20 protein-coding genes are annotated in these 23096 nt (G+C 29.8%); 18 read left to right on the top strand and 2 right to left on the bottom strand.

Annotated features, from left to right (window positions below):
• The first annotated feature begins 306 nt into the window (after positions 1 to 306).
• Positions 307 to 528 (top strand): hypothetical protein, encoded by a 222-nt coding sequence (locus CLLI_RS09705; RefSeq protein WP_106064015.1) that lies wholly within the window; start codon positions 307 to 309, stop codon positions 526 to 528.
• A gap of 32 nt (positions 529 to 560) precedes the next feature.
• Here the strand turns inward: CLLI_RS09705 and CLLI_RS09700 are convergent, their stop codons facing one another.
• Positions 561 to 2042: a nicotinate phosphoribosyltransferase gene (locus tag CLLI_RS09700; protein WP_106064014.1), complete on the bottom strand. Its 1482-nt coding sequence runs from the start codon at positions 2040 to 2042 to the stop codon at positions 561 to 563.
• A 154-nt stretch (positions 2043 to 2196) separates the two neighbouring features.
• Between CLLI_RS09700 and CLLI_RS09695 the strand changes: the two genes are divergently transcribed.
• The 5 genes from CLLI_RS09695 (at position 2197) to CLLI_RS09675 (ending at position 9418) form a co-directional block, all read left to right on the top strand.
• Complete coding sequence (locus CLLI_RS09695) at positions 2197 to 4179, top strand: ATP-dependent helicase (RefSeq protein ID WP_106064013.1); 1983 nt, start codon at positions 2197 to 2199, stop codon at positions 4177 to 4179.
• 184 nt (positions 4180 to 4363) lie between these two features.
• A complete protein-coding gene (locus tag CLLI_RS09690) occupies positions 4364 to 4663 on the top strand; it encodes a hypothetical protein (RefSeq protein WP_106064012.1) in 300 nt (99 codons plus the stop codon).
• Between the two features lie 95 nt (positions 4664 to 4758).
• Complete coding sequence (locus tag CLLI_RS09685) at positions 4759 to 6810, top strand: cell division protein FtsA (RefSeq protein ID WP_106064011.1); 2052 nt, start codon at positions 4759 to 4761, stop codon at positions 6808 to 6810.
• 18 nt (positions 6811 to 6828) lie between these two features.
• Complete coding sequence (locus tag CLLI_RS09680) at positions 6829 to 7791, top strand: RluA family pseudouridine synthase (RefSeq protein ID WP_106064010.1); 963 nt, start codon at positions 6829 to 6831, stop codon at positions 7789 to 7791.
• Between the two features lie 19 nt (positions 7792 to 7810).
• Positions 7811 to 9418 (top strand): putative polysaccharide biosynthesis protein, encoded by a 1608-nt coding sequence (locus CLLI_RS09675; protein WP_106064009.1) that lies wholly within the window; start codon positions 7811 to 7813, stop codon positions 9416 to 9418.
• Between the two features lie 104 nt (positions 9419 to 9522).
• On the opposite strand, the gene spoVB is transcribed toward CLLI_RS09675, so the two are convergent.
• Positions 9523 to 11025: a stage V sporulation protein B gene (spoVB, locus tag CLLI_RS09670; protein WP_106064008.1), complete on the bottom strand. Its 1503-nt coding sequence runs from the start codon at positions 11023 to 11025 to the stop codon at positions 9523 to 9525.
• 165 nt (positions 11026 to 11190) lie between these two features.
• On the opposite strand from spoVB, the gene CLLI_RS09665 reads away from it, so the two are divergent.
• The 12 genes from CLLI_RS09665 (at position 11191) to CLLI_RS09610 (ending at position 23093) form a co-directional block, all read left to right on the top strand.
• Positions 11191 to 11766 carry a ferritin family protein gene (locus CLLI_RS09665; protein ID WP_106064007.1) on the top strand — a complete coding sequence of 192 codons (576 nt, stop codon included), beginning with the start codon at positions 11191 to 11193 and terminating at the stop codon, positions 11764 to 11766.
• 114 nt (positions 11767 to 11880) lie between these two features.
• Entirely contained in the window at positions 11881 to 12600 is a 720-nt protein-coding gene (locus CLLI_RS09660; protein WP_106064006.1) for a zinc dependent phospholipase C family protein, read from the top strand.
• Between the two features lie 78 nt (positions 12601 to 12678).
• Positions 12679 to 13212 carry a hypothetical protein gene (locus CLLI_RS09655; protein ID WP_106064005.1) on the top strand — a complete coding sequence of 178 codons (534 nt, stop codon included), beginning with the start codon at positions 12679 to 12681 and terminating at the stop codon, positions 13210 to 13212.
• Complete coding sequence (locus CLLI_RS09650; RefSeq protein ID WP_106064004.1) at positions 13209 to 14927, top strand: B12-binding domain-containing radical SAM protein; 1719 nt, start codon at positions 13209 to 13211, stop codon at positions 14925 to 14927. The genes CLLI_RS09655 and CLLI_RS09650 overlap by 4 nt, the downstream gene beginning before the upstream one ends.
• A gap of 203 nt (positions 14928 to 15130) precedes the next feature.
• Positions 15131 to 15457, top strand: coding sequence for an ATPase (locus CLLI_RS09645; RefSeq protein ID WP_106064003.1), 327 nt, complete (start codon positions 15131 to 15133; stop codon positions 15455 to 15457).
• On the top strand, positions 15444 to 17417 hold the full coding sequence (locus CLLI_RS09640) for a V-type ATP synthase subunit I (protein ID WP_242975576.1): 1974 nt from the start codon (positions 15444 to 15446) through the stop codon (positions 17415 to 17417). Before CLLI_RS09645 ends, CLLI_RS09640 begins: the two co-directional genes overlap by 14 nt.
• Positions 17418 to 17428: 11 nt before the next feature.
• Complete coding sequence (locus CLLI_RS09635) at positions 17429 to 17935, top strand: V-type ATP synthase subunit K (protein WP_106064002.1); 507 nt, start codon at positions 17429 to 17431, stop codon at positions 17933 to 17935.
• A gap of 68 nt (positions 17936 to 18003) precedes the next feature.
• A complete protein-coding gene (locus tag CLLI_RS09630) occupies positions 18004 to 18600 on the top strand; it encodes a V-type ATP synthase subunit E (protein ID WP_106064001.1) in 597 nt (198 codons plus the stop codon).
• Positions 18601 to 18612: 12 nt separating this feature from the next.
• A complete protein-coding gene (locus CLLI_RS09625; protein ID WP_106064000.1) occupies positions 18613 to 19614 on the top strand; it encodes a V-type ATP synthase subunit C in 1002 nt (333 codons plus the stop codon).
• Positions 19601 to 19918: a V-type ATP synthase subunit F gene (locus CLLI_RS09620; RefSeq protein WP_207655091.1), complete on the top strand. Its 318-nt coding sequence runs from the start codon at positions 19601 to 19603 to the stop codon at positions 19916 to 19918. Before CLLI_RS09625 ends, CLLI_RS09620 begins: the two co-directional genes overlap by 14 nt.
• Before the next feature lie 18 nt (positions 19919 to 19936).
• Positions 19937 to 21709, top strand: a complete 1773-nt coding sequence (locus CLLI_RS09615) for a V-type ATP synthase subunit A (protein ID WP_170063695.1) — start codon at positions 19937 to 19939, stop codon at positions 21707 to 21709.
• Positions 21702 to 23093: a V-type ATP synthase subunit B gene (locus CLLI_RS09610; RefSeq protein WP_106063998.1), complete on the top strand. Its 1392-nt coding sequence runs from the start codon at positions 21702 to 21704 to the stop codon at positions 23091 to 23093. Before CLLI_RS09615 ends, CLLI_RS09610 begins: the two co-directional genes overlap by 8 nt.
• Positions 23094 to 23096: the final 3 nt, after the last annotated feature.

Genomic DNA, 23096 nt, shown 5'->3' with positions numbered 1-23096 from the left:
TAAATGTAATTTTTTTAAAAGTAATCTTTGATTGCTCTTTTTGTCATGCTCTTTTTTATTAATTAAACATTAATCAAACAACTATAAAAATCTTTTAACTTTTACTTGACTTCATATAGTTAGTCTCATAAAAATATTTTAATAATATTATTTCCTGAATTGTTAATTATATTTATTTTAAAAAAATATTATATCTATAATAAAAAGATTATGAAAATTTGGTTAATTAGTGTAAGACCTATTCATTTCTTCTTTACAATAATGTATAATAATAATTAACAAAAAGTTGGAAAGGGTGGGGTGTGTATGACGGAATGTCCATTTTTATCTACTTATGATGATATGGTCGAATGTTTTAATGATTGTGCATTATATAATTATAAAGAAAATGATGGTGTTTGTCCGTTTAAAGCGCTGCAAGCTTATAAAGTAGAAAAAGTAGAACGTTATGAGGATTTTGAGATTGATAATAAAGATATAGATTTTATAAAAAATTGTTACATAAAAATGAAAGAGGAATATTTATAAAAAAATAATGGCAGGTTTAAGACCTGCCATTATTAATTATCATTATATATATTGGAGTACTTATTAATCAAATTTTGTTTTAAGGACCATAGTTTTGAAGATAAATCCACATAATAATTATGAGGATTTTCAAATCTTAATACTTCATGCCAAAGTCTGCTGGTTTCTTTTTCAGCAAGTTTATTTATTTCACAAACTTCAGGACATTCATATACTAATTTACCCTTATCAAATATTTTTACCATTAAATCTTTTATATAGTATTTCCTAATTTTTTTCTTTTTCCATGTAAATACGGGATCAAATAATACTAGAGGCTTTGTAACATCAATTTTTTCGCCATCTAGGGTAATTAAATCCGCAATAGCATTATCTGTTTCCTTGTCAAATATCCTATAAATTTTTTTAAAGCCCGGATTAGTTATTTTTTCCTCATTTTCACTTATTTTTATTTTAGGAATTATTTCATCATTGCCCTCCACAGCTACTAACTTATAAACCCCGCCAAAAACAGGTTCTGATCTAGCAGTGATCAATCTTTCTCCTACTCCGAAGCCATCTATTGGAGCACCTTGGCGTAAAACGGATCTTATTATGTATTCATCTAATGAATTTGATACAATTATTTTAACATCACTGTATCCAGCCTCATCTAACATTTCTCTACACTTTTTAGATAAATAAGTAATATCACCACTATCTATTCTTATACCCTTTGGTCTATATCCTTTAGGTTTCAACACTTCATCAAATACTTTTATAGCATTAGGAAGACCTGACTTTAACACATTATAAGTGTCAATTAAAAGAACGCAATTGTCAGGATAAACTTCTGCCCAAGATTTGAAAGCTTCATATTCTGTTGAAAATAGTTGTACCCAGCTATGTGCCATAGTACCTGCAGAGGGTACACCAAACATTTGCTCTGCTATAGTACAAGCAGTGGAATTACAACCTCCTATTATAGCTGCACGAGCACCATATATTGCGCCATCATAACCTTGAGCACGTCTTGAACCAAATTCCATAACAGGTCGACCATCTGCTGCTCTGCATATTCTATTAGCTTTTGTAGCTATAAGAGTTTGATGGTTAATTGATAGTAATATCATGGTTTCAAGAAATTGCGCCTGTATGATTGGACCCCTAACAGTTACTAAAGGTTCATTTGGAAATACAGGATTACCCTCTGGTATAGCCCATACATCGCAGGTAAATTTAAAATTCTTCAAATAATCCAAGAATTCCTTAGAAAATATATTTTTTTCTTCTAAATATTTAATATCATCTTCTGTAAAAGATAGATTGGTAAGGTATTCAATTAATTGTTGAATGCCAGCCATTATACAGTAACCGCCTTCATCAGGTACCTGTCTAAAGAACATGTCAAAATAAGCAATCTTATCTTCAAGGTTATTTGCAAAATAGCCATTTCCCATGGTGAGTTCATAAAAATCAACTAACATGGTCAGATTTCTTTCATTTCTTACATTAAAGTTCTTTATATATTCCATATTAACTTCTCCTTATATGATTTGTTTTTTAAAATTGGTTAATAATTTAGTATAGTTATTATTATTTTAAACCCTAGTAATAATTATTACAAGTTTATATGGGAAAAATGCCACTTAATTTGGCAAATAAGAGAACATATGAGGTGAATTGTTATTGGATTTTAAAAGTATGGATTTTTATCAAAAAAAAGCTATTACTCATGATAGAAATAATGTTTTAGTAGTAGCTCCTCCAGGCAGTGGGAAAACATGTGTAATACTTAATAGGTTAATATACTTAATAAAAGAGAAGAACATAGAACCTAAAAATATTGCTGTGATAACATTTACTAAAGCTGCATCTGATAATATGAAAAAAAGGTATAAACATATCTGGAAACATAATGAGGAACCTTTTTTTGGCACTTTTCATAGTTTTTGTTATAGAATACTGTGTACACAATTAAAAGAAATAAATTTAATTAAGGAAAAGGAAAAATATGATTTATTAGAGGAAGTCTTAAAGAATTATATTAATAATCTTAGTGAGGAAAAGGTTAAAGGTGTATTAAATGATATTTCATTATATAAAAATAATAATTTAAATATAGAAAATATTAATTGCACTGTAGATAAGGAAATATTTTATAACTGCTATTTAGTATATGAGAATTATAAAAATAACCACAATATATTAGATTTTGATGATTTACAAATAAAATGCAGGGATATTTTTCAAAACAATAAAGATATCCTTATTAGGTATAGAAATAAATATCCATATATATTGGTGGATGAGTTTCAGGATTGTGACAATATGCAAATAAGTATATTAAGATTATTAAATGAAGATAATTCTTTATTTGCGGTAGGAGACGAAGATCAATGTATATATGGTTTTAGAGGGTCAAATCCTAATTGTATGGTGAAGTTTGATAAATATTTTTCCCATGGAGAAAAAGTATTTCTATATAAAAATTATAGAAGTGGAAAAAGCATAGTAGAACTATCAAAAAAACTTATACAAAATAATATTGTTAGGAATAATAAAGAAATACATGCATATAATAAATTTTTGGGAGAAACTGAATTAGTATTTGCAAAAGATGAAAAAGAACAATTGAATATAATATGCCAGAATATAAAGTCTTTAATAGATACAAAGAAATATTTCTACAAAGACTTTGCAATTATCTATAGAAGAAACATTGAAGGTTTATATATTATTGATAGCTTTTTAAAAAACAATATACCTTTTAGGTCTTTACAAAGGTCAACCAATTTATATGATCATTTTTTATATAAAGATATCATTGCCTATTTAAAGCTATCTTTAAATAAACAGGACAAAAAAAGCTTAATAAGGATTATAAATAGACCTTTTAGATATATTAGCAAAACACTTACAGATAAGCTATTAAGTAATAATATAAAAGATAACTCTTTTCATCTTATATATGATATGGATATTTCTATAATGAATTTAAAGATAATAAAATCATTGGAAAAGTGCATAGATAGACTATCCGTGCTTCCTATGGAAAAAACTATAGATTATATATTAAATAATATATCATATATGGACTATATTGAATACTATGTTAATAAATACAAAGGGGACAGAGAGGAATTATTATATCTAATTAATATGATGAAGGAATCTCTAATGGACTTTTCTTCAATTGATGAATTTATAAACTATGTAGAAAAAGCAAAGGAAGAAAATAACTTCAAAGAGCAGGGAGTTACCCTTAGTACAATCCATGGTGTAAAGGGTATGGAATTTAAAAATGTGTTTATAATAAATTGTAATGATGGGAACATACCGTATACAAAGGATACAAATTATAATTTAGAAGAGGAAAGAAGACTTTTTTATGTAGGCATTACAAGAGCTATAGAAAATATAACTTTTTTTATTCCAGAAAAGGATAGTGTGCAGTATTTATTGCCTTCTAGATTTATAAAAGAATGCCATTTCATTAGTAATAATTATAATGAATTAAAAAAAGGTGATATAGTAATGCATTCATACTTTGGTAAAGCAAGGGTTGAAAGGGTTGAACAGGATAAATTAAGCTTAATATTTAATAATAAATTATTAAGAAGCTTTTATATTGATAGTCTAAAGTTTAACAACTTAATAAAAAGGGAATAATTATGTCGAATATTGTATAAATGAATCATAAATAAAAAATAAGTAGAAAAAGCACACAATTATATAATAAATGTATTATAATAATGCAACTTATGCTTTATATATAATTGACATACAAAAAATATATGATATACTATATAATATGTTTATTTTACAACCTTCAATATGTTAGGAGGGGAATTACATGATAGCATTTAAAAAGATGTGGGACGATGTGGTGGATATTATTGCAAAAGATGAAATTAAGGACATTCAAATAGTGGAAAAATACAATAATGGCTTTGTTGTGAAAGATAATGCAGGTGATTATTTTATAGGCAAACAGGATTTTGTTGACTTTTGGTGTAATATATTATATTTCAATGAAATACCTATGGAAAGTGTATCTGGCGAAGAAGAATCAAAGTTTAAATATGTTTATGCTGTGGTTAAAAAATTACCATACATAAATGAAAACTGTGGCACAATAAAGTTAATGGAGTAGTTTGTTGAATGTTTGAAAATAATGTTATATAATTTTATTAAGCTCATATTCTAAGAATATGAGCTTTTAAATTGTAAAAAAAGAGGTATATAGATATGATAGATACAAATATAAATCCAAAGGATATAGTATTTGCATTGGACATAGGAACCAGATCCGTTATAGGAACTGTTGGAATAGTAAGGGATAAAAAATATTATGTAATAGATGAAGCTTATTTAGAGCATGAAGAGAGGGCTATGGTTGATGGGCAAATTCATGATATCTCTTTAGTGGCAAAAACAGTTAATAAAATAAAATATGTACTAGAAGAAAGGTTAAATATAAAATTATCTAATGTATCTATAGCAGCAGCAGGAAGGTTTTTAAAGACCATAGTGTCGAAAGCAGAATTAAATTTAGATAGTGATAGAGAAATAGATAAAGATTTAGTAAGAAGTTTAGAATTAACTGGTGTAAAAAAGGCAGAAGAAGAAATAAATAAGGAGACTAATGGAAAACTGTATTGTGTTGGATATAGTGTGATAAATTATTATTTAAATGGATATATAATTAGTAATTTAATATCTCATAAGGGAGATAATATTGCAGCAGATGTAATAGCTACTTTTCTTCCAAGGTCTGTAGTAGATAGTATATATTCAGTTATGGACAAGGTTGGGCTAAGGGTAGTCAGTATGACATTAGAACCTATAGCAGCTATAGAAGCGGCTATACCTCAAAATTTAAGATTGTTAAATTTAGCATTGGTAGATATAGGAGCAGGTACATCAGATATTGCTATAAGTAAAGAAGATACAATAAGTGCATATGGAATGGTTTCTATAGCTGGAGATGAAGTTACTGAGACCATAGCACAGAATTGTCTGGTAGATTTTAATACTGCAGAGAATATAAAAAGACAGTGTGGAAGTAAAGACATAATAAAGTACATAGATATTTTAGGCTTGGAAAATGAGATAAGCTCTGAGGAAATAAAAAATATTACAAAGCCTTTGGTAGCAAAAATAGCCCAGGAAATAGGAGAAAAAATTATAGAATTAAATGGTGGTAAATCTCCAAGTGCTGTTTTCTTGGTAGGAGGAGGGGCACATACCTGTGGAATAAAAGAAGCTATAGCTGATAAACTTAATATTCCATTACAGAGAATTGCCATAAAAGGCAGGGAATCTATAACAAATTGCGTGTGTAAAAATAATGATTTAGGCAGCTTAGGAGTTACTGTATTAGGTATTGCATTGATATCTATTAAAAAATTAGGTCATGATTTTATTGATGTATTATTAAATGGGAATATAATAAGTTTATTTAATTCTCATAAACACACAGTTATGGATGTGATGTTACAAGCAGGTATCAATGCTAAAATGCTTATAGGGAGAAATGGTAAGAATATAAAATTTACTGTAAATGGAATAAAAAGAGTAGCTTTTGGCACCTTGGCTTCCAATGCACAGATTACAGTAGATGGTAAATTAGAAAGTATTGATACAGAAATTAAAGAAGGGGAAGATATAAAAATTGCCTTTGCTAAAGATGGGAAAGATCCTTGTGCAAGAATTATGGACTATATACAGAAATTATATTCTATAAGTTTCTATATAAATGATATAATACATAGTGTTGAACCTGTTGGAATAATAAATGGTAAAAGGGTTAGCATAGAAGAAGAAATAAAAGACGGAGACAATGTGCAGATTATAAATGCAGAAACTTTAGGCGATTTTGTAAAATACTTTGAAGAAAATGTGGGAGAATATAAATATTATTTAAATGGAAAAGAGTTGGAGGAGAATTACCATATAAAAGAAGGGGACAGAATATATAAAATAAAAAATAGCCAAATAGCTGAGGAAAATGCTATTGATGAGAATTTAGCTATTCATAATGACTCTGAAAAAGAAATAGTAGCAGAAAAGGATGAGCTTAGTTCTGATGATGAGAATAAAATTGAAGTTATGATAAATGAAGAAAAGGTTCAGCTAACGGGAAAAGATAAGTACGTTTTTGTGGATATTTTCAATTATATAGATATGGATCTAACAAGAATTCATGGTAATCTAGTATTAAAATTGAATGGAGAAAATGCATCATATAATAGCTTATTGAAGTCAGGAGATAAAATAGAAGCAAGATGGGAAAATTAATTTTGAAGGAGTGTTCAAATGAGAATTGAAATAGGAAATAATGAAGCAGGACAAAGAATTGATAAGTTTTTAAGAAAATGGCTGAAGGATGTACCACTTAGTGCTATTTATAAGAACATCAGAAAAGGTGATATAAAAGTTAATGGTAAAAAGATCAAGGAAAAGTATTCTTTGAACTTAGGAGATATAGTAGAGACTAGAGAAATTGTATCTGAAAACAAAAAAGATAAAAAGTTTATTAGAGTTGAGGATTTCAATAAAATAAAAATTACCTATGAAGATGAAAATATGCTGCTAGTAGAAAAATGGCCAGGAATTTTAGTACATTCTGATAAAAGGCAAGGAGAACCAACTTTAACTGATTATGTTTTAACATATCTTTGTGATAAAGGTGATTACATTCCTGAAAATGAGATAACTTTCACCCCTGCTTCTTGTAATAGATTAGATAGGAATACTTCTGGTATAGTTATATTCGGTAAGAATTATGAGGCTTTAAAATTATTAAATGAAATGGTTAGAGAGAGAAGAATCAAAAAATATTATCAGGCTTTAGTATTGGGAAAAATTAAAGATGGTGTTTATGAGGCTTATATTTCAAAAAATAATGAAAGTAATATATCTACTGTTCATGATAAGGAGATAATTGGGAGTAAGAAAATTGCTATGGAAGTTAAAACATTGCAGACTTGCGGGATTTATTCTTTAATTGAAATAGATTTAATAACTGGCAGAAGTCATCAATTAAGGGCTCATTTAAGCCATTTAGGTAATCCAATAGTAGGAGATACCAAGTACGGTAAAGGTAAAATCAATAGTTTCTTCTATAATAAATATGGCATAAATTATCAATATCTTTATGCATATAAACTAGTTTTTAAGAATTGTCCAGAACAATTCGAGTATATGGAAAATAAGACCATAGCCGAAACTCTTCCTCCTGTGTTAAAAAAGATAAAAAATGATGTGTTTAAGTTTTAATTAATAAGGAGAATTGGAAATGAAAGAGCAATCAACTACTAAAAGTTTTGCTATTTTATCGGCAGCTGGTATGATAGTTAAGATATTATCCTTACTATACATACCTTTTTTAAAGGGAATCATCACAGATGAGGGGTATGGAGTATATGGAGCGGCTTATTCAGTATATGTATTTATTTATGTAATTACTAACTCCGGAATACCTGTAGCTATATCCAAATTAATATCAGAACTAACTGCGGTAAAAAATTATAGGGATGCAGTAAAAAGTTTTAAAATATCTAGATTTATATTACTTATCATTGGAACTTTTATGACTATTTTAATGCTTTTATTTGCTAGACCTTTATCCAAGGCAGTGCATTATGATAAAGCTTATTTATCAATACTTGCGCTATCTCCAGCTATACTTTTTACTTCTATAGCTTCAGCCTATAGGGGGTATTTTCAAGGCTGGGGGAATATGGTGCCTACTGCAGTGTCTCAGGTAATAGAGCAAATAGTAAACACTATTTTTACCTTAGTATTTGCAGCTTTACTTATGAGATATGGAATAGAGGCCGGCTGTGCAGGTGGAACCATAGGAACATCACTAGGTGCCTTTGCTTCAGCAAGCTATTTAATAATATTCTATGAAAGACATAAAAAGATAAAAGTACCAAAGGGCTATAATGAAATGGAAATAAGAAGGTATACTACAAAACAAATACTAAGAAAAATTGCTAACTATGGGATACCTATTACTATATGTGTAGGTATGACCTATGCAGGAAATTTAATAGATGTGGGGAACACAAAGGCAAGACTTATGGCAGGTGGTATACAAGAGGCCTATGCTTCTACGCTATATGGCTATCTTGTAAAATATCAGCAGCTTTTAAATGTGCCTATTGCTATAATAACCTCACTGGCGGTAACAATTTTACCAGCTATATCTAGTGCCGCTGCATTAAGGGATAGAGAACAGGTAAGAGACAAAATTAAATATGCCTTTAGATTATGCTTTTTAATAGCCATTCCTTCTGCATTTGGACTAGCTGTTTTAAGCGAACCAATATTTTCTATGCTAAAATTCGGAAAAGGTTCGTTTTTAATGAGATACGGTTCCATTGTGCTTGTTTTAATGTCCATAATGCAAATACAGACTACCATTTTGCAAAGCATAGGAAAGCTCTACACTGCTACTATTTATTCAGTAATAGGCATAGCATGTAAAATATTAGCCAATTATGTTCTTATAGCTATGCCAAATATCAATATACTTGGAGCAGTATATGGAAGCATTATAGGATATACAATTCCCATAATTTTAAATAATAGAATGTTAAAAAAATCTTTAAATATAAAATTCAATCTACTAAATGCAGGATTAAAACCAGCACTTTCTTCAATATTTATGAGTTTTGTGGTTTATATAATATATTCCTCTATAAATTTACTTTCAGGTATTACTGGAGCTACATATTTAATCAATGCTTTAGCTACGGTCACCTCTATAATATTTGGATTATATTCCTACTTGTTCTGTTTAATACTTACTTCAGGAGTAACTAAGGAAGATTTCAAATATCTACCTAGCAAGTTTATGAGAATGATACCAAAGTTTATGTTAGAGAGGATAAGATAGATAATAGATAATAAAATAAGAGGTTTTTCTTTTCAGGGAAGCATGTAATTAAATTTTTGGGCTGCAGCATTAGCATTTTTTTATGCTAATGACACAGCCCTTTCTTATTCATCACTTTTTTTTATTATAATGCTAGCTATAAACATTGATGAAAAACTTGTAATTATTATAATTATATATTTAAAAGTAGATAAAGACTCTGGAAGCAGATTTTTAAGTATATTAAGTATAAAGTACATCAATAAAGAGACAAGCATAATTATTATAAGTTCATTGCCTTTTACATCTATGAAATAATTTTTCCTTATTTCATGGATATTTAAAAATAGAGTAGTTATAGAAGTAATTATAAGGCTCAATACATATCCATATATATTGATAGATGGAATTCCTATTAAAATAAATAGCAAAATTATTTCTTCTACAGATACAATTAAAGAATTTCTTAACAATACCCCCTGCTTACCTAATCCGTTTAATATACCAAAGGTGGTAGCAGAGGTATATAAAAAAGGAGCACATAGGGAAGAAAATAATATATATTGTCCTAGATCATTTCTTTTAAAAAATAGCATACCTAAAGAGTCTGGAATGGTTATACTTATAAGCATAGTTGAAAGCCCCAATAAAAAGCTTATTTTTAATACTGTTTTTATTCTATCTTCTGCAGCCCAATAATTTTTATTGCTAATACTTTGGGATATATCTGGTATTAATATAGTAGACATTGAATTGACTACCAGCATGGGGAAAAATACAATAGCTAAACTCATGCCTGTAAATTTTCCTATTATAGCTAAAGCATTGCTATAATCAAAGCCAGCATGTACCAATCTCCTAGGGACTAATAGTGTAGAAACCGTGGATAATGCTGTAGATAAAAATCCATTTAAACATAAGGGAAATGATATAGAAAGCACATTAAATAATAATTGAGCTCTGCCTTCTTGTGGATAATGGCTGTAAGGTGTATTTCTACTATATAGTTTATAAAATAAATATAAGAGAATAGTACTGGAAAATTCACCTATAACTAATGCAATATATGCAATAGTTACGGTATCTTTTATTTCATTTAAAGATACTGTTGTAGTTATTCCTATTATAAACAATATTCTTAGTGATTTTTCTGATATATCAATAAAAGCTGGTATTTTTATTTTGGATATACCATAAAAATATCCTTTTAATATGGAGGATATAGCTATAAATATCATAGCTGGACAAATTATTTTTACTGCATTTATGGCCCTAATATCCTTTATTATATATTTACTAATGGAATCAGCATTTATAAATACAAAGAAAACTATGATTAAAGACCATACTATATCAAAAACTATAGTTATATCTACAGTTTTATTCAAATTTATATAATCTTTTTTACTAATAAATTCAGCAGACACTTTAGAAATGGCAGCAATCATACCGCCACATATTAGGCATATAAATAGATTGTATATTGGCATTATAAGTCCGTATAACCCCATACCCTCAGCACCTAGCTTATGAGATAGTATTACAGAAAAGGTGAAGCCAAGAATACCTGTAGTAAGATTGGATAGAGTTAATATAAAAGAATCCCTGAAAAAGGTATCTTTTTTCATTTTATTAAACTCCCTAAATTATTAACATTAAATACTTATTCAAAGGAAAAATTAAATATTACAAAAAGATTGCTTTACACTTTTTTTGATTTATGCTAGAACAATATATGTATTTGATGTAGAATATACAATATAATGAGCGTTTTTATTTAGGGGTGATGATATATGATAAATTATATATGCACTATTTGCGGTATGATAATAAATGATAAAAATTTCGATTTCAATAAAGAGGTTCTCCCATATGAAAATTCGATAGATAATATAAAATATTGTCCATTTTGTGGAGCAGATAGTACATTTATTAAGAAAGTAGATCAGGGAGAAGGGGCAGAAATAAAATTAACTGCAGAAAATATGGACAATGCCACTTCTGTCATAATAGATCATGCTATGAAGTTAGAAGTATTTAATGGAGATTTTTATAAGAAAGCTTCAAAATTAGCTAAGAATGATGAAATAAAGATAATGTTTCAGTGCCTTTCCAATATAGAATATATGCATGCAAGAATTCATAAATCTATAGGTGGATTTAAGGAGTTGCCTGTTCTTAGAGAAATGGATTATTGTAAGTATGGAGAAGATGCAATGCTAATGGATTTGGCAAATAAGAGGGAGAAACATGCAGTAGAATATTATGATAGATATGCAGAGGAAGTGTGTTCTCATAAAATAAAGGAAATATTCAATGCTCTATCAAGGGTAGAAAAAGGTCATATGGATTTAACACTAAAGAAATAAATTTTATTTACCTGTTTATTAAAGAGTATAATTTAATTAAATATATTCATTATAATATATAGGTATAAAAATAATACTAATTTTTAAGGATTAGAAGGAGAGCGCATATTAAAAATGAGCAATAGAATTGAGAAAACTTATGGTGGTGCGGTTAGAGGTATATTTATTGCGGTAAATCCATTAAAAAAGAAGTTTTTAAAAACTTATTGTACTGTGCATAAGTTTATTGTCATTCAAGCTCTAGAAATATTAAAAAATGATGGATACATTGAGGAACATGAATTTTTTAAAAAGCATGTACTTTATGTAAATAATGGTGCTACATGGGCAGATCAGGATTTTAAAAGCTCAAATCATTTTTATCATTTTAGCATGGGTAAGGGATTGTATGGTTTTTCTAATGCTTTAACTGAGTGCAAAAAATATTATGAAAAGTCCTTACACTATTTAGATGAAGGAAATGTTGAAACTGCTATGTTTTATTTTGGAGCTTCTTGCCATCTGATACAGGATGTTACGGTTCCACAGCATGTAAACAATAAACTTTTGAAAAGTCATAGGGGTTTTGAGTTATGGATTATAAGCAAGTTAATGAATGATTATTCTTTTATGGCTAATGATGGAGTAGTAAGATATAAAAAGCTGGATGATTATATTATAAATAATGCTTTCCTAGCCAATAACACCTATTTAAAAAATATTGGTATAAGGGATAAAGAAGAAAGATACAGCAATACGGCTTCCGCAATACTAAAAGAGGCTGAAAGGACTACAGCAGGGTTTATGGTGGATTATTATGAAATTATAAAAAATAAAGAGGCTATGAATAAATAAAATCCTTCAATTGGAGGATTTTTTTGTTTTTTCAAGAATGTATACTATAAGAGAGAAGGTAAAGGTGGTGAATTTTGTTTGAAAAAGGAAGTTCAATTAGAGCTGCACAAGGAAGTTTTTAAGGGGAATGTATTGGATATAGGGATTCACAATAATGGAATAATATATAATATGTGTAAACACTTTAATAAAGATTTGGAAGTTGAATATATCAGTGGTAAAGAGGAAGAGAAGAATATAAAGGATGAATTTTATGATAGTTGTATATTGTTTTTTACATTAAATAATATATGCTTCAACCTTAATAAAAGAAATTTATTTAAAAAAATATATAACTATTTAAATGAAGGCGGATGTCTATATATTTGGGATATAGATAAGGGTTATAATAGGGTTTTTAATAGTAACATAAAAATATTATTGCCTAATGCTGAGGTAAAGAATATAAATTTAAAAGATTTAAATATGTTTCATGATAATTCCAAAGAAACCATGTTAAAGTTATTGGAAGAATATTTTAATTTAATTGATTTAGAGGAAAAAGAAGGTGTATATTATATTAAAGCTTCAAAGAAAAATAATATCTTAAATAAGGAGAGTAATAATAAATGAAAGTAATATTAACTGCAGTAAATTCAAAGTTTATTCATAGTAATTTGGCTGTAAGATACTTAAAATCTTATACAAAGGATTTAAATTATGAATGTATTATAAAAGAATTTTCTATTAATGACAGGGTAGAGAGAATAGTTCAGGAACTTATATATGAAAAGCCAGATATTATAGCTTTTTCTTGTTACATATGGAATATTGAGTATGTGGATAGAATTTCTAGACTTATTAAGCTTATTAATAAAGATATAGTTATATTATTTGGAGGCCCAGAGGTATCCTATGATGGAGCAAGTTATTTAAAAGATGAGAATTGTGATTACGTAATTGAAGGTGAAGGCGAGAATACCTATAGAGAATTCATTGAATATATGATGAAAAGCCATGAAGGAAAACCATTAATTGAAGATATTTATAATATAAAAGGTATTTTCTATAAACATAATGGAGATATAATTTACACAGGTAAAAGGGAACTAATGGATATGAATAAATTGGTGTTTCCTTATGAGGAGAATGAAGATTTAAGCAATAAAATTGTTTATTATGAGGCTTCAAGAGGGTGCCCTTTTAATTGTAAATATTGTTTATCCTCCACTACCCATGGGGTAAGGTTTTTGAATATAGAAAGAGTAAAAAAAGAATTGAGATTATTTATAGATAAAAAGGTCAGATTAGTTAAGTTTGTAGATAGAACCTTTAACTGTAATGAAAAGTTTGCTTCACAAATATGGGAATTCTTAATAGAACAGCAAACTGAAACTACTTTTCATTTTGAGATATCCGCAGATATACTAACAGAGGAAGAAATAGAATTATTGTCAAAAGCTCCAAAAGGAAGATTTCAGTTTGAGGTAGGAGTACAGACTACAAATAATGAAGTGCTAAAAAATATCAATAGGAAGGCTAATTTTAATCATATAAAGGAAAAAGTTGAAGAACTGATGAAAATAAAGAATATTAATCAGCATCTTGATCTTATAGCAGGGTTACCTGGAGAAGATTATGGCTCTTTTATAAATTCCTTTGATGATCTATATACTATTCATCCGGAAGAAATTCAGTTAGGCTTTTTAAAGCTATTAAAGGGTTCTTCAATGCGAGAAGAAGTGAAAAAATGGGGAATGGTTTATTCACCTTATCCACCTTATGAAATTTTAAAAACAAAAGATATAAGTTATGAAGAATTACTTCAATTAAAAAGGGTAGAGGAAATGGTGGATAAGTATTATAATTCAGGGAAATTTAATAATATCTTAAAATATTTTATTCATAAGTCAAGTAGTTCATATAGCTTCTATCATAGCTTAGGAGAGTTTTTTTACCATAAGGGATATTTCGCAAGGAGTATATCCTCTTCAGACTATTATAAGGTATTTTTGGAATATAATGAGGAAGAATTAGGTGAAGACAATAAAATTTTAAACGAAGTTGTTAAATTTGATTATTTGAAATTTAATAAGAAAAAATGGCTGCCTGATTTTTTATCCAGGGAAGAGGATAAAACTAGTGAAAGAAAAATTAAAGAAAATTTAATAAATAGCAACATACTTAAGAATGATAGATCAACTAATAGCTACCATATTGAAAAGTTTAGTATAAATATAATTAAGTTCATTGACGATGATAAAACAGAGAAAGAAGACACTTTCATATTATTTGGAGAAAAGAATAAAAATTTAGTTAAGGATGTAACAATGTGGTTAAACATGTAACAATGTAATTAAAAAAATAACAATTGTTGCAAAACTTGATATAATTAGTTATAAGTCTAAAGTATAACCATGTGATATAAGAAATTTCAAACAAATATAAACTTTCCACTCAATAGTTGTTGATAAACTACATTTGTTAGTAGTATAATCAAAAATACAATAAATATTAGTGGATATTCTTTATTAGTTAAGGAGGTGGTATTTTGGCAATAGAGGCAATAAAGAATATAAAGGACACAGAATTAAAAGGGGAAGAAATTTTAAAAAATGCCCAGGCTGAAAGTAAAAACATTCTAAAAGATGCTGAATTAAAAGCAACTGAACAATATAAAGGCATAATACAGCAAGCTAAGGAACAAAGCAAAAAAATAATAAATTCTTCCCTAGAGCAAGGGCAAAAGGAAGCAGAAACTATAAAAGAATCTGGAGAAAAAGATGCACAGGAAATACTTAATATTTCCATGGACAAAATCGAAAAAGCAGTGAATTTAGTGGTTGAGAGGATAGTGAATGTAAATGGCAATAGTTAAAATGAGTAAGTTTACATTATTGGCTTTTAATTCACAAAAAGAAATACTCCTGGAGAATTTACAAAAATTTGAGGGAGTACAATTTATAAATCTCCAGGAAAAGGATACAGAGGAATTAGATTTTTTAAAAGAAGCTAATGAGTATAAAAAAGCCTCTGAAATCGATGGAGAATTGGCAAAGGTTAAATTTTCTTTGGAATTTATGAATAAATTCATAGAGAGAGAAAAAGGATTTAAAGCCATAAAAAAAGGTAAAAAGAATTTAAAATATGATGAAGTTAAAGAATTCAGTGAAAAAAATGATTGGGTAGCTACATATGAAGTTCTAAAAAAATATGATAGCAGACTAAATGAATTGAAGAATGAAGCTAGCAGGCTTCAAGGAGAAATAGAGACATTAACTCCATGGATAAAGCTTGATGCGTCCTTTGATGATTTGAAAAGTATACATTCATCAGATTATTTTTTAGGAAGCATAAATAAAAAATTAATGGAGGAGTTCCTTGAAAAATTTAATAATGAGATAGAGGCTTCTTATGTTGAAAAATTAGATGAAGTAAAGGATGAAATAAACCTATTGGTAATATTCCATAAAACATTTTCAGAACAGTCAAATAATATATTGAAAGAATATGGATTAAATAAAGTAGATCTAAAATATAGTGGTAAGCCAAAGGATATAATAAGGGATTACAAGGAAAAGATAGAAAAATACGAAAAAGAAGAATTAGAAATTATAGAAGAAGTAAAAAAATATAAAGATAAAATTGATGGACTAGAAATAGTATTTGAATATTACAAAATGGAAGAAAATAAAGCAAGAGCAGTGGAAAACTTTTTAAAAACCGATAAAGTATTATTAATAGAAGGTTGGACCCCTGAAGATAAAAAATTAGAATTACAGGATATTTTAAAACAATGCTGCGGCAATGAATACTTTATTGAATTTATGGAACCATCTGCAGAGGATGTGGATAATGTACCTATATTATTGAAAAATAATAAACTTGCTGAGCCATATGAAGCAGTTACTGCAATGTATAGTTTGCCACATTATGATGAGGTTGACCCTACACCAATATTGGCACCATTTTTCTTTGTATTCTTTGGTATGATGCTATCTGATGCTGGTTATGGTCTTGTGATGTTTATTGCATCATCTTTAGCATTGAAATTGCTGCCTCTAGATAAACCTGTGCAAAAATTTATGAGATTATTTAGAAGCATAAGTGTATCTACTATTGCTTGGGGAATACTTTATGGAAGTTATTTTGGAGATGCGCCCAGTTTATTTATCCCTGGTGGAATAAAACCATTATGGCTGGATCCAGCTTTAAATCCTATGACTGTTCTAATGGTTGCGGGAATAATGGGCATTATACATTTGTACACAGGGTTAGAAGTAAAAGCTTATGAATTGATAAAATCAGGTAAGGTATTAGATGCTTTATTTGATGTAGGCTTTTGGTATGCTACGGTTACAGGAATTTTATTACTTTTAGCAGGTCCTGCTATTGGAATCCAATCCTTGTTTGTAGTTGGGAAGTACATGGCCATTATTGGAGCTGTGGGATTAGTAGCTACACAGGGAAGAAGTAATAAGGGGATAGTTGGCAAAATAGCCGGTGGTCTATTTGGATTGTATGGTATCACAGGATATTTAGGAGATATTTTATCCTATTCAAGACTTTTGGCTCTTGGGCTTGCAACGGGCCTTATAGGATCTTCTTTTAATTTAATGATAAGGCTTTTAGGGAAAGGTGCATTTGCATTGATTTTTGGAATTCTTATATTCCTTGGAGGACACATATTTAACCTTGCAATAAATGTATTAGGAGCATATGTGCATGCATGTAGACTTCAATATTTAGAGTTCTTTGGTAAATTTTATAATGGTGGTGGTAGACAATTCACTCCATTTAAAACAAAAAATGAATATGTAAATATAATAAAGGATTAGGAGGAATAAATATGACTTTTAATAGTTTTTTGGAATTTATGGCTCAAAACGGAGGAATGATATTTGCATTGCTAGGTGCAGCTTTAGCAACAGCACTACCAGGTATTGGTTCAGCAAGAGGAGTTGGAATAGTTGGTGAGGCAGCTTCAGGGCTTATCACAGAGGATCCTGATAAATTTGGTCAGGCACTTATTTTACAGGTCATACCAGGTACCCAGGGTTTCTACGGTTTTGTTACTACACTTATAATATTAAACAAAATAGGAATACTTGGTGGAGGAGTAAAGACAGTATCATTTAGTGCAGGTTTCCTTATATTTTTAGCATCATTGCCAATAGCTTTAGCAGGTTGGAAATCAGCTATATCACAGGGTAAAACTGCAGCAGCAGGTATAGGAATATTAGCAAAGAGACCAGAACATATGTTTAAAGGTGTATTATTTGCAGCTATGGTTGAAACTTATGCAGTTATAGGACTTGTTGCTTCTATTATAATGATAGTTGCAATAAAACTATAGGCTTTAATAGTTTAATGAGGAAATACTTTTAAATTAGGATTTAAATAAATAGTAAAGGAGGATTCTCCGTGACTAATTTAGACAACTTAATTTCTAAAATAATGTCAGATGCTAATTTTAAAGCGGAAGAGATTGTAAAAGAAGCTAAAAATAAAGAGAACGACATTATAAATCAAGAGGTAAGCAGAGCAGAAAAGGAAAAGAATGAAATAGTTAAAAGAGCATATATTGAAGCCGACAGTAGAAAAGAAAGAATTATTTCAAATGCTCATTTATCTGTTCGTAATAGAAAATTAGAAGCAAAGGGAGAAATACTTAATAAAGTTTATGACGAAGCTTTAGGTAAATTAAATAAACTTCCTCAGGATGTATATTTAACCTTTATCAAGGAAAGCTTATTATCTCTTAATATACAAGGTGATGAAGATATAATATTATCGAATAATGATAAATATATAAAACAACAGTTTATAGATGAAATAAATGAAGAATTAAAGAAAAATGGCAGAAAAGGTGAAATAAAAGTCAGCCCTGAAAAGAGAGATTTTATAGGTGGATTTATACTATCTAAAAATGGTATAGAGATAAATAATACTTTTGAAGCTTTAATATTTTCTTTAAAGGATGAATTAGAGTCTCAGATAATAGACATGATATTTAGTTAGGAGGTTAGTTAAATGGAACACTTGCAGTTCGCCAATGCTAATGCCAGAATTAGGGCCCTTGAAACTAAACTCCTTGATAAAGCAAAAATAGATAAGATAATAGATAGTTCTTCTTCTGAAGAAGCCTTAAAGGCCCTTTCGGAAACTGAATATTCAAATTACATGTCTAATATAAATAGGCCAGAGGATTATGAAACATTATTGAGTGACGAATTAAAAAGATTATATAATCTCATGTATAGCTTATCCCCTGAAAAAAGCATTATCGATATTATGGCTTTGAGATATGATTATCATAACCTAGAGGTAATGCTGAAGGGGAAAATACTTAAGCAGGATTTATGCTATCTCTTAATTCCCGTTGGAACTATTCCTGAAGAAAAACTTAAACAATTTTTTTCTAGTGAAAACTATAGAGAAATAAGTCCTATTATGAGAGAAGGAATTACTAAGGCTGAAAAAGCTTTTGAAGAAGAAAAAGACCCTCAAAAGATAGATATAATATTAGATAGCTTTATGTACAAGGAGATGCTTTTAAAAGCTGAAGAAATTAATGAAGATTTTATAAGGGATTACTTAAAGATTTCCATAGATCTAACTAATATAAAAACTTTGTTAAGAGCCAAAAAACAAAATAAAAAAAGAAAGTTTTTAGAAGAAATACTAATAGAAGGCGGAACTATAGACAAAAAAACTTTGATTAGCTATGAAATGGAATCTGTAGATAACATAATAAATAAATTGTCTTATACAAATTACGAAAAAATTATTAAATCAGGTTTAGAGTATTATAGTAAAACTAATAATATTAGTTATTTTGAAAAGCTTTCAGAAAATTATATTATGGAATTTGTAAAAAAAGCAAAATATGTAAGCTTTGGAGTGGAACCTTTAATTGGTTACATAATTGCCAAAGAAACTGAAATAAAAATTCTTAGAATAATAATGGTTGGGAAATTAAACAATATAGCGCCGGAAGTTATTAGAGAAAGGCTGCGTGATGTCTATGTATAGAAAAATTGGAGTTGTAGGAGATAAGGATTCTGTATTGGCTTTTAAGGCTATAGGTATTGATGTTTTCCCAGTAACTGATATAGAAGAGGCTAGAAAAACAGTTGATACTATGGCAGCAAACAAATATGGTGTTATATTTATTACTGAACAGGTAGCAAAAGATTTGGAAGAAACCATTGAAAGGTATAATAGAGAGATTCTTCCTGCCATTATACTCATTCCAAGCAATCAAGGCTCACTAAATATTGGAATGAAAAGAATTAGCGATAATGTAGAAAAAGCTGTTGGAGTGAATATTTTATAGGAAGGTAGGTAGGTGGACTTGAATACTGGTAGAATTGTAAAAGTTTCAGGACCTTTAGTTATAGCAGAAGGTATGGATGAAGCAAACTTATACGATGTAGTAAGAGTTGGAGAGCAACGTCTTATAGGTGAAATAATCGAAATGAGAGGGGATAGAGCTTCAATTCAGGTATATGAGGAAACATCAGGTTTGGGACCAGGTGCTCCAGTAGTAACTACTGGTGCTCCACTTAGCGTAGAATTAGGACCTGGATTGATTGAAGGTATGTTTGATGGAATACAAAGACCCCTTAAGGCTATAGCAGAAATAGCAGGAGATTTCATTACAAGAGGAATAGATGTTCCAGCATTAGATAGGAAAAAGGTTTGGCACTTTACCCCTACAAAAGCTGTAGGAGATGAGGTTGAACCTGGGGATATAATTGGATTAGTTCAAGAAACTCCAGTAATAGAACATAGGATTATGATTCCATTTGGAGTAACAGGAAAAATCACTTCTTTAAATGAAGGCGATTATACTATAATAGACAAAATTGGAGAAGTTCAAACAGAAAAAGGCATAAAAGAATTAACTCTTATGCAAAAATGGCCTGTAAGAAAAGGAAGACCATATAGTAAAAAATTGAATCCTACAGAACCAATGGTTACAGGGCAGAGGGTAATAGATACATTTTTCCCTGTAACTAAAGGCGGAACTGCCTGTGTACCAGGTCCTTTTGGTAGTGGTAAAACAGTAGTTCAGCATCAGTTAGCAAAATGGGCAGACGCTGAAATTGTTGTGTACATAGGCTGTGGAGAACGTGGAAATGAAATGACAGATGTTTTAAACGAATTTCCAGAATTAAAGGATCCTAAAACTGGGGAGCCATTAATGAAGAGGACTGTTCTTATTGCAAATACTTCAAATATGCCTGTATCAGCTAGAGAGGCTTCAATATATACAGGTATTACCATAGCAGAATATTTCAGAGATATGGGTTATTCTATAGCTTTAATGGCAGATTCAACTTCTCGTTGGGCAGAGGCATTAAGAGAAATGTCTGGAAGACTTGAAGAAATGCCAGGTGAAGAAGGATATCCAGCTTATTTAGGGTCAAGACTTGCAGAATTCTATGAGAGAGCTGGAAATGTTATATGCCTTGGAAAGGACGGCAGAGAAGGTGCACTTACAGCTATAGGCGCAGTATCCCCTCCAGGAGGAGATTTATCAGAGCCTGTAACTCAAGCTACTTTAAGAATAGTTAAAGTATTTTGGGGACTAGATTCCCAACTTGCTTATAAAAGACATTTCCCAGCAATAAATTGGCTGAATTCATATTCTCTTTATATGGATAAGATAGGACAGTGGATGAATGAGAATGTGGCTGATGATTGGGATAGCTTAAGGACAAAGGCAATGGCACTTCTTCAGGAAGAATCAAACCTAGAAGAAATAGTTAGACTTGTAGGTATTGACGCTCTATCTGAAGAGGATAGATTAAAACTAGAGGTAGCTAGATCCATAAGGGAAGATTATCTTCAGCAGAATGCTTTCAATGATATAGATACCTACGCTTCATTAAATAAGCAATACAAGATGTTAAAGCTTGTATTAAAATTTGGAGATGAAGGCGCAAGGGCATTAAAAGCTGGTGTATACTTAAAGGATATACTAAACCTAGAAATAAGAGATAAAATAGCTAGATCAAAATATATACCAGAAGATGATATTTCGGTTATGGATAATATATCTGAACAGCTTACTAATGACGTTGATGAACTTATCAGCAAAGGGGGGATAGCAAATGCTTAAGGAATATAGGACAGTAAAAGAAGTAGTAGGTCCTTTGATGCTAGTAGATGGAGTAGAAAATGTAAAATTTGATGAATTGGTAGAAATAGAAATACAAACAGGAGAAATTAGACGTGGTAGGGTTCTTGAAATAAATGAGGATAAGGCATTGATTCAGCTATTTGAAGGCTCTGCCGGTATAAATATAAAGGGAAGTAAAGCAAAGTTTTTAGGAAAACCTCTTGAAATAGGCGTATCTGAGGATATGTTAGGGAGAGTCTTTGATGGATTGGGAAGACCTAAGGATAATGGTCCTAAGATAATTCCAGAAGAGAGAAGAGATATAAATGGAATTCCTATAAATCCTGTGTCTAGAAATTATCCTTCTGAATTTATTCAAACAGGGATATCAGCCATAGATGGTCTTAACACATTGGTTAGAGGACAAAAGCTGCCTGTTTTCTCTGGTTCAGGATTGCCTCATGCTCAACTTGCTGCTCAAATTGCAAGACAGTCAAAGGTTTTAAAATCTGATTCAAAATTTGCTGTTGTATTTGCGGCCATAGGGATCACCTTTGAAGAAGCTCAATTTTTTGTAGATGATTTTACTAAGACTGGATCAATAGATAGATCAGTATTATTTATGAATCTTGCTAATGATCCTGCTATTGAAAGAATTGCCACTCCTAGAATGGCTCTTACCACAGCAGAATATTTAGCTTTTGAAAAGGGAATGCACGTACTTGTTATACTTACAGATATGACTAACTACTGTGAGGCTCTACGTGAGATTTCTGCAGCAAGAAAAGAGGTTCCAGGTAGAAGAGGATATCCTGGATACCTTTATACAGACCTGGCTACTATATATGAAAGAGCTGGAAGAATAAAAGGTAGAGAGGGATCTATTACACAAATACCAATACTGACTATGCCGGAAGATGATAAAACTCATCCAATTCCTGACTTAACAGGGTATATAACTGAAGGTCAGATAATATTGAGTAGGGAGCTATATAGAAAAGGAGTTATGCCTCCAATAGATGTATTACCTTCCCTATCAAGATTAAAGGATAAGGGTATTGGTAAAGGAAAGACAAGGGAAGATCATGCGGATACAATGAACCAGTTATTTGCAGCTTATGCACAGGGTAAACAGGCTAAAGAATTATCAGTTATACTTGGTGAATCAGCACTTTCTGATACAGATAAACTTTATGCTAAATTTGCAGAAGCCTTTGAAAAAGAATATGTTTCCCAAGGGTTTAATACCAATAGAACTATAGAGGAAACTTTGAATTTGGGATGGAAGCTGTTATCCATATTACCAAAAACTGAGCTCAAGAGAATTAGAGATGAATATTTAGAAAAGTATTTACCCGAAACTGATAAAAAAGTGAATGATTAAAGG

Origin of the sequence: Clostridium liquoris (genome assembly GCF_002995785.1) — a bacterium.
In the GTDB taxonomy this organism is placed as follows: domain Bacteria; phylum Bacillota; class Clostridia; order Clostridiales; family Clostridiaceae; genus Clostridium_AO; species Clostridium_AO liquoris.
This window is presented reverse-complemented; position numbering and strand designations above follow the sequence as displayed.

Bases quoted from the DNA above. Each gene is read 5' to 3' on its own strand.
- CLLI_RS09665 (WP_106064007.1), top strand. From the start codon at position 11,191: ATGATAAATTATATATGCACTATTTGCGGTATGATAATAAATGATAAA.
- CLLI_RS09675 (WP_106064009.1), top strand. From the start codon at position 7,811: ATGAAAGAGCAATCAACTACTAAAAGTTTTGCTATTTTATCGGCAGCT.
- CLLI_RS09620 (WP_207655091.1), top strand. From the start codon at position 19,601: ATGTCTATGTATAGAAAAATTGGAGTTGTAGGAGATAAGGATTCTGTA.
- spoVB (WP_106064008.1), bottom strand. From the start codon at position 11,025: ATGAAAAAAGATACCTTTTTCAGGGATTCTTTTATATTAACTCTATCC.
- CLLI_RS09640 (WP_242975576.1), top strand. From the start codon at position 15,444: ATGGCAATAGTTAAAATGAGTAAGTTTACATTATTGGCTTTTAATTCA.
- CLLI_RS09705 (WP_106064015.1), top strand. From the start codon at position 307: ATGACGGAATGTCCATTTTTATCTACTTATGATGATATGGTCGAATGT.
- CLLI_RS09685 (WP_106064011.1), top strand. From the start codon at position 4,759: ATGATAGATACAAATATAAATCCAAAGGATATAGTATTTGCATTGGAC.
- CLLI_RS09635 (WP_106064002.1), top strand. From the start codon at position 17,429: ATGACTTTTAATAGTTTTTTGGAATTTATGGCTCAAAACGGAGGAATG.
- CLLI_RS09700 (WP_106064014.1), bottom strand. From the start codon at position 2,042: ATGGAATATATAAAGAACTTTAATGTAAGAAATGAAAGAAATCTGACC.
- CLLI_RS09680 (WP_106064010.1), top strand. From the start codon at position 6,829: ATGAGAATTGAAATAGGAAATAATGAAGCAGGACAAAGAATTGATAAG.
- CLLI_RS09650 (WP_106064004.1), top strand. From the start codon at position 13,209: ATGAAAGTAATATTAACTGCAGTAAATTCAAAGTTTATTCATAGTAAT.
- CLLI_RS09625 (WP_106064000.1), top strand. From the start codon at position 18,613: ATGGAACACTTGCAGTTCGCCAATGCTAATGCCAGAATTAGGGCCCTT.
- CLLI_RS09660 (WP_106064006.1), top strand. From the start codon at position 11,881: ATGAGCAATAGAATTGAGAAAACTTATGGTGGTGCGGTTAGAGGTATA.
- CLLI_RS09690 (WP_106064012.1), top strand. From the start codon at position 4,364: ATGATAGCATTTAAAAAGATGTGGGACGATGTGGTGGATATTATTGCA.
- CLLI_RS09610 (WP_106063998.1), top strand. From the start codon at position 21,702: ATGCTTAAGGAATATAGGACAGTAAAAGAAGTAGTAGGTCCTTTGATG.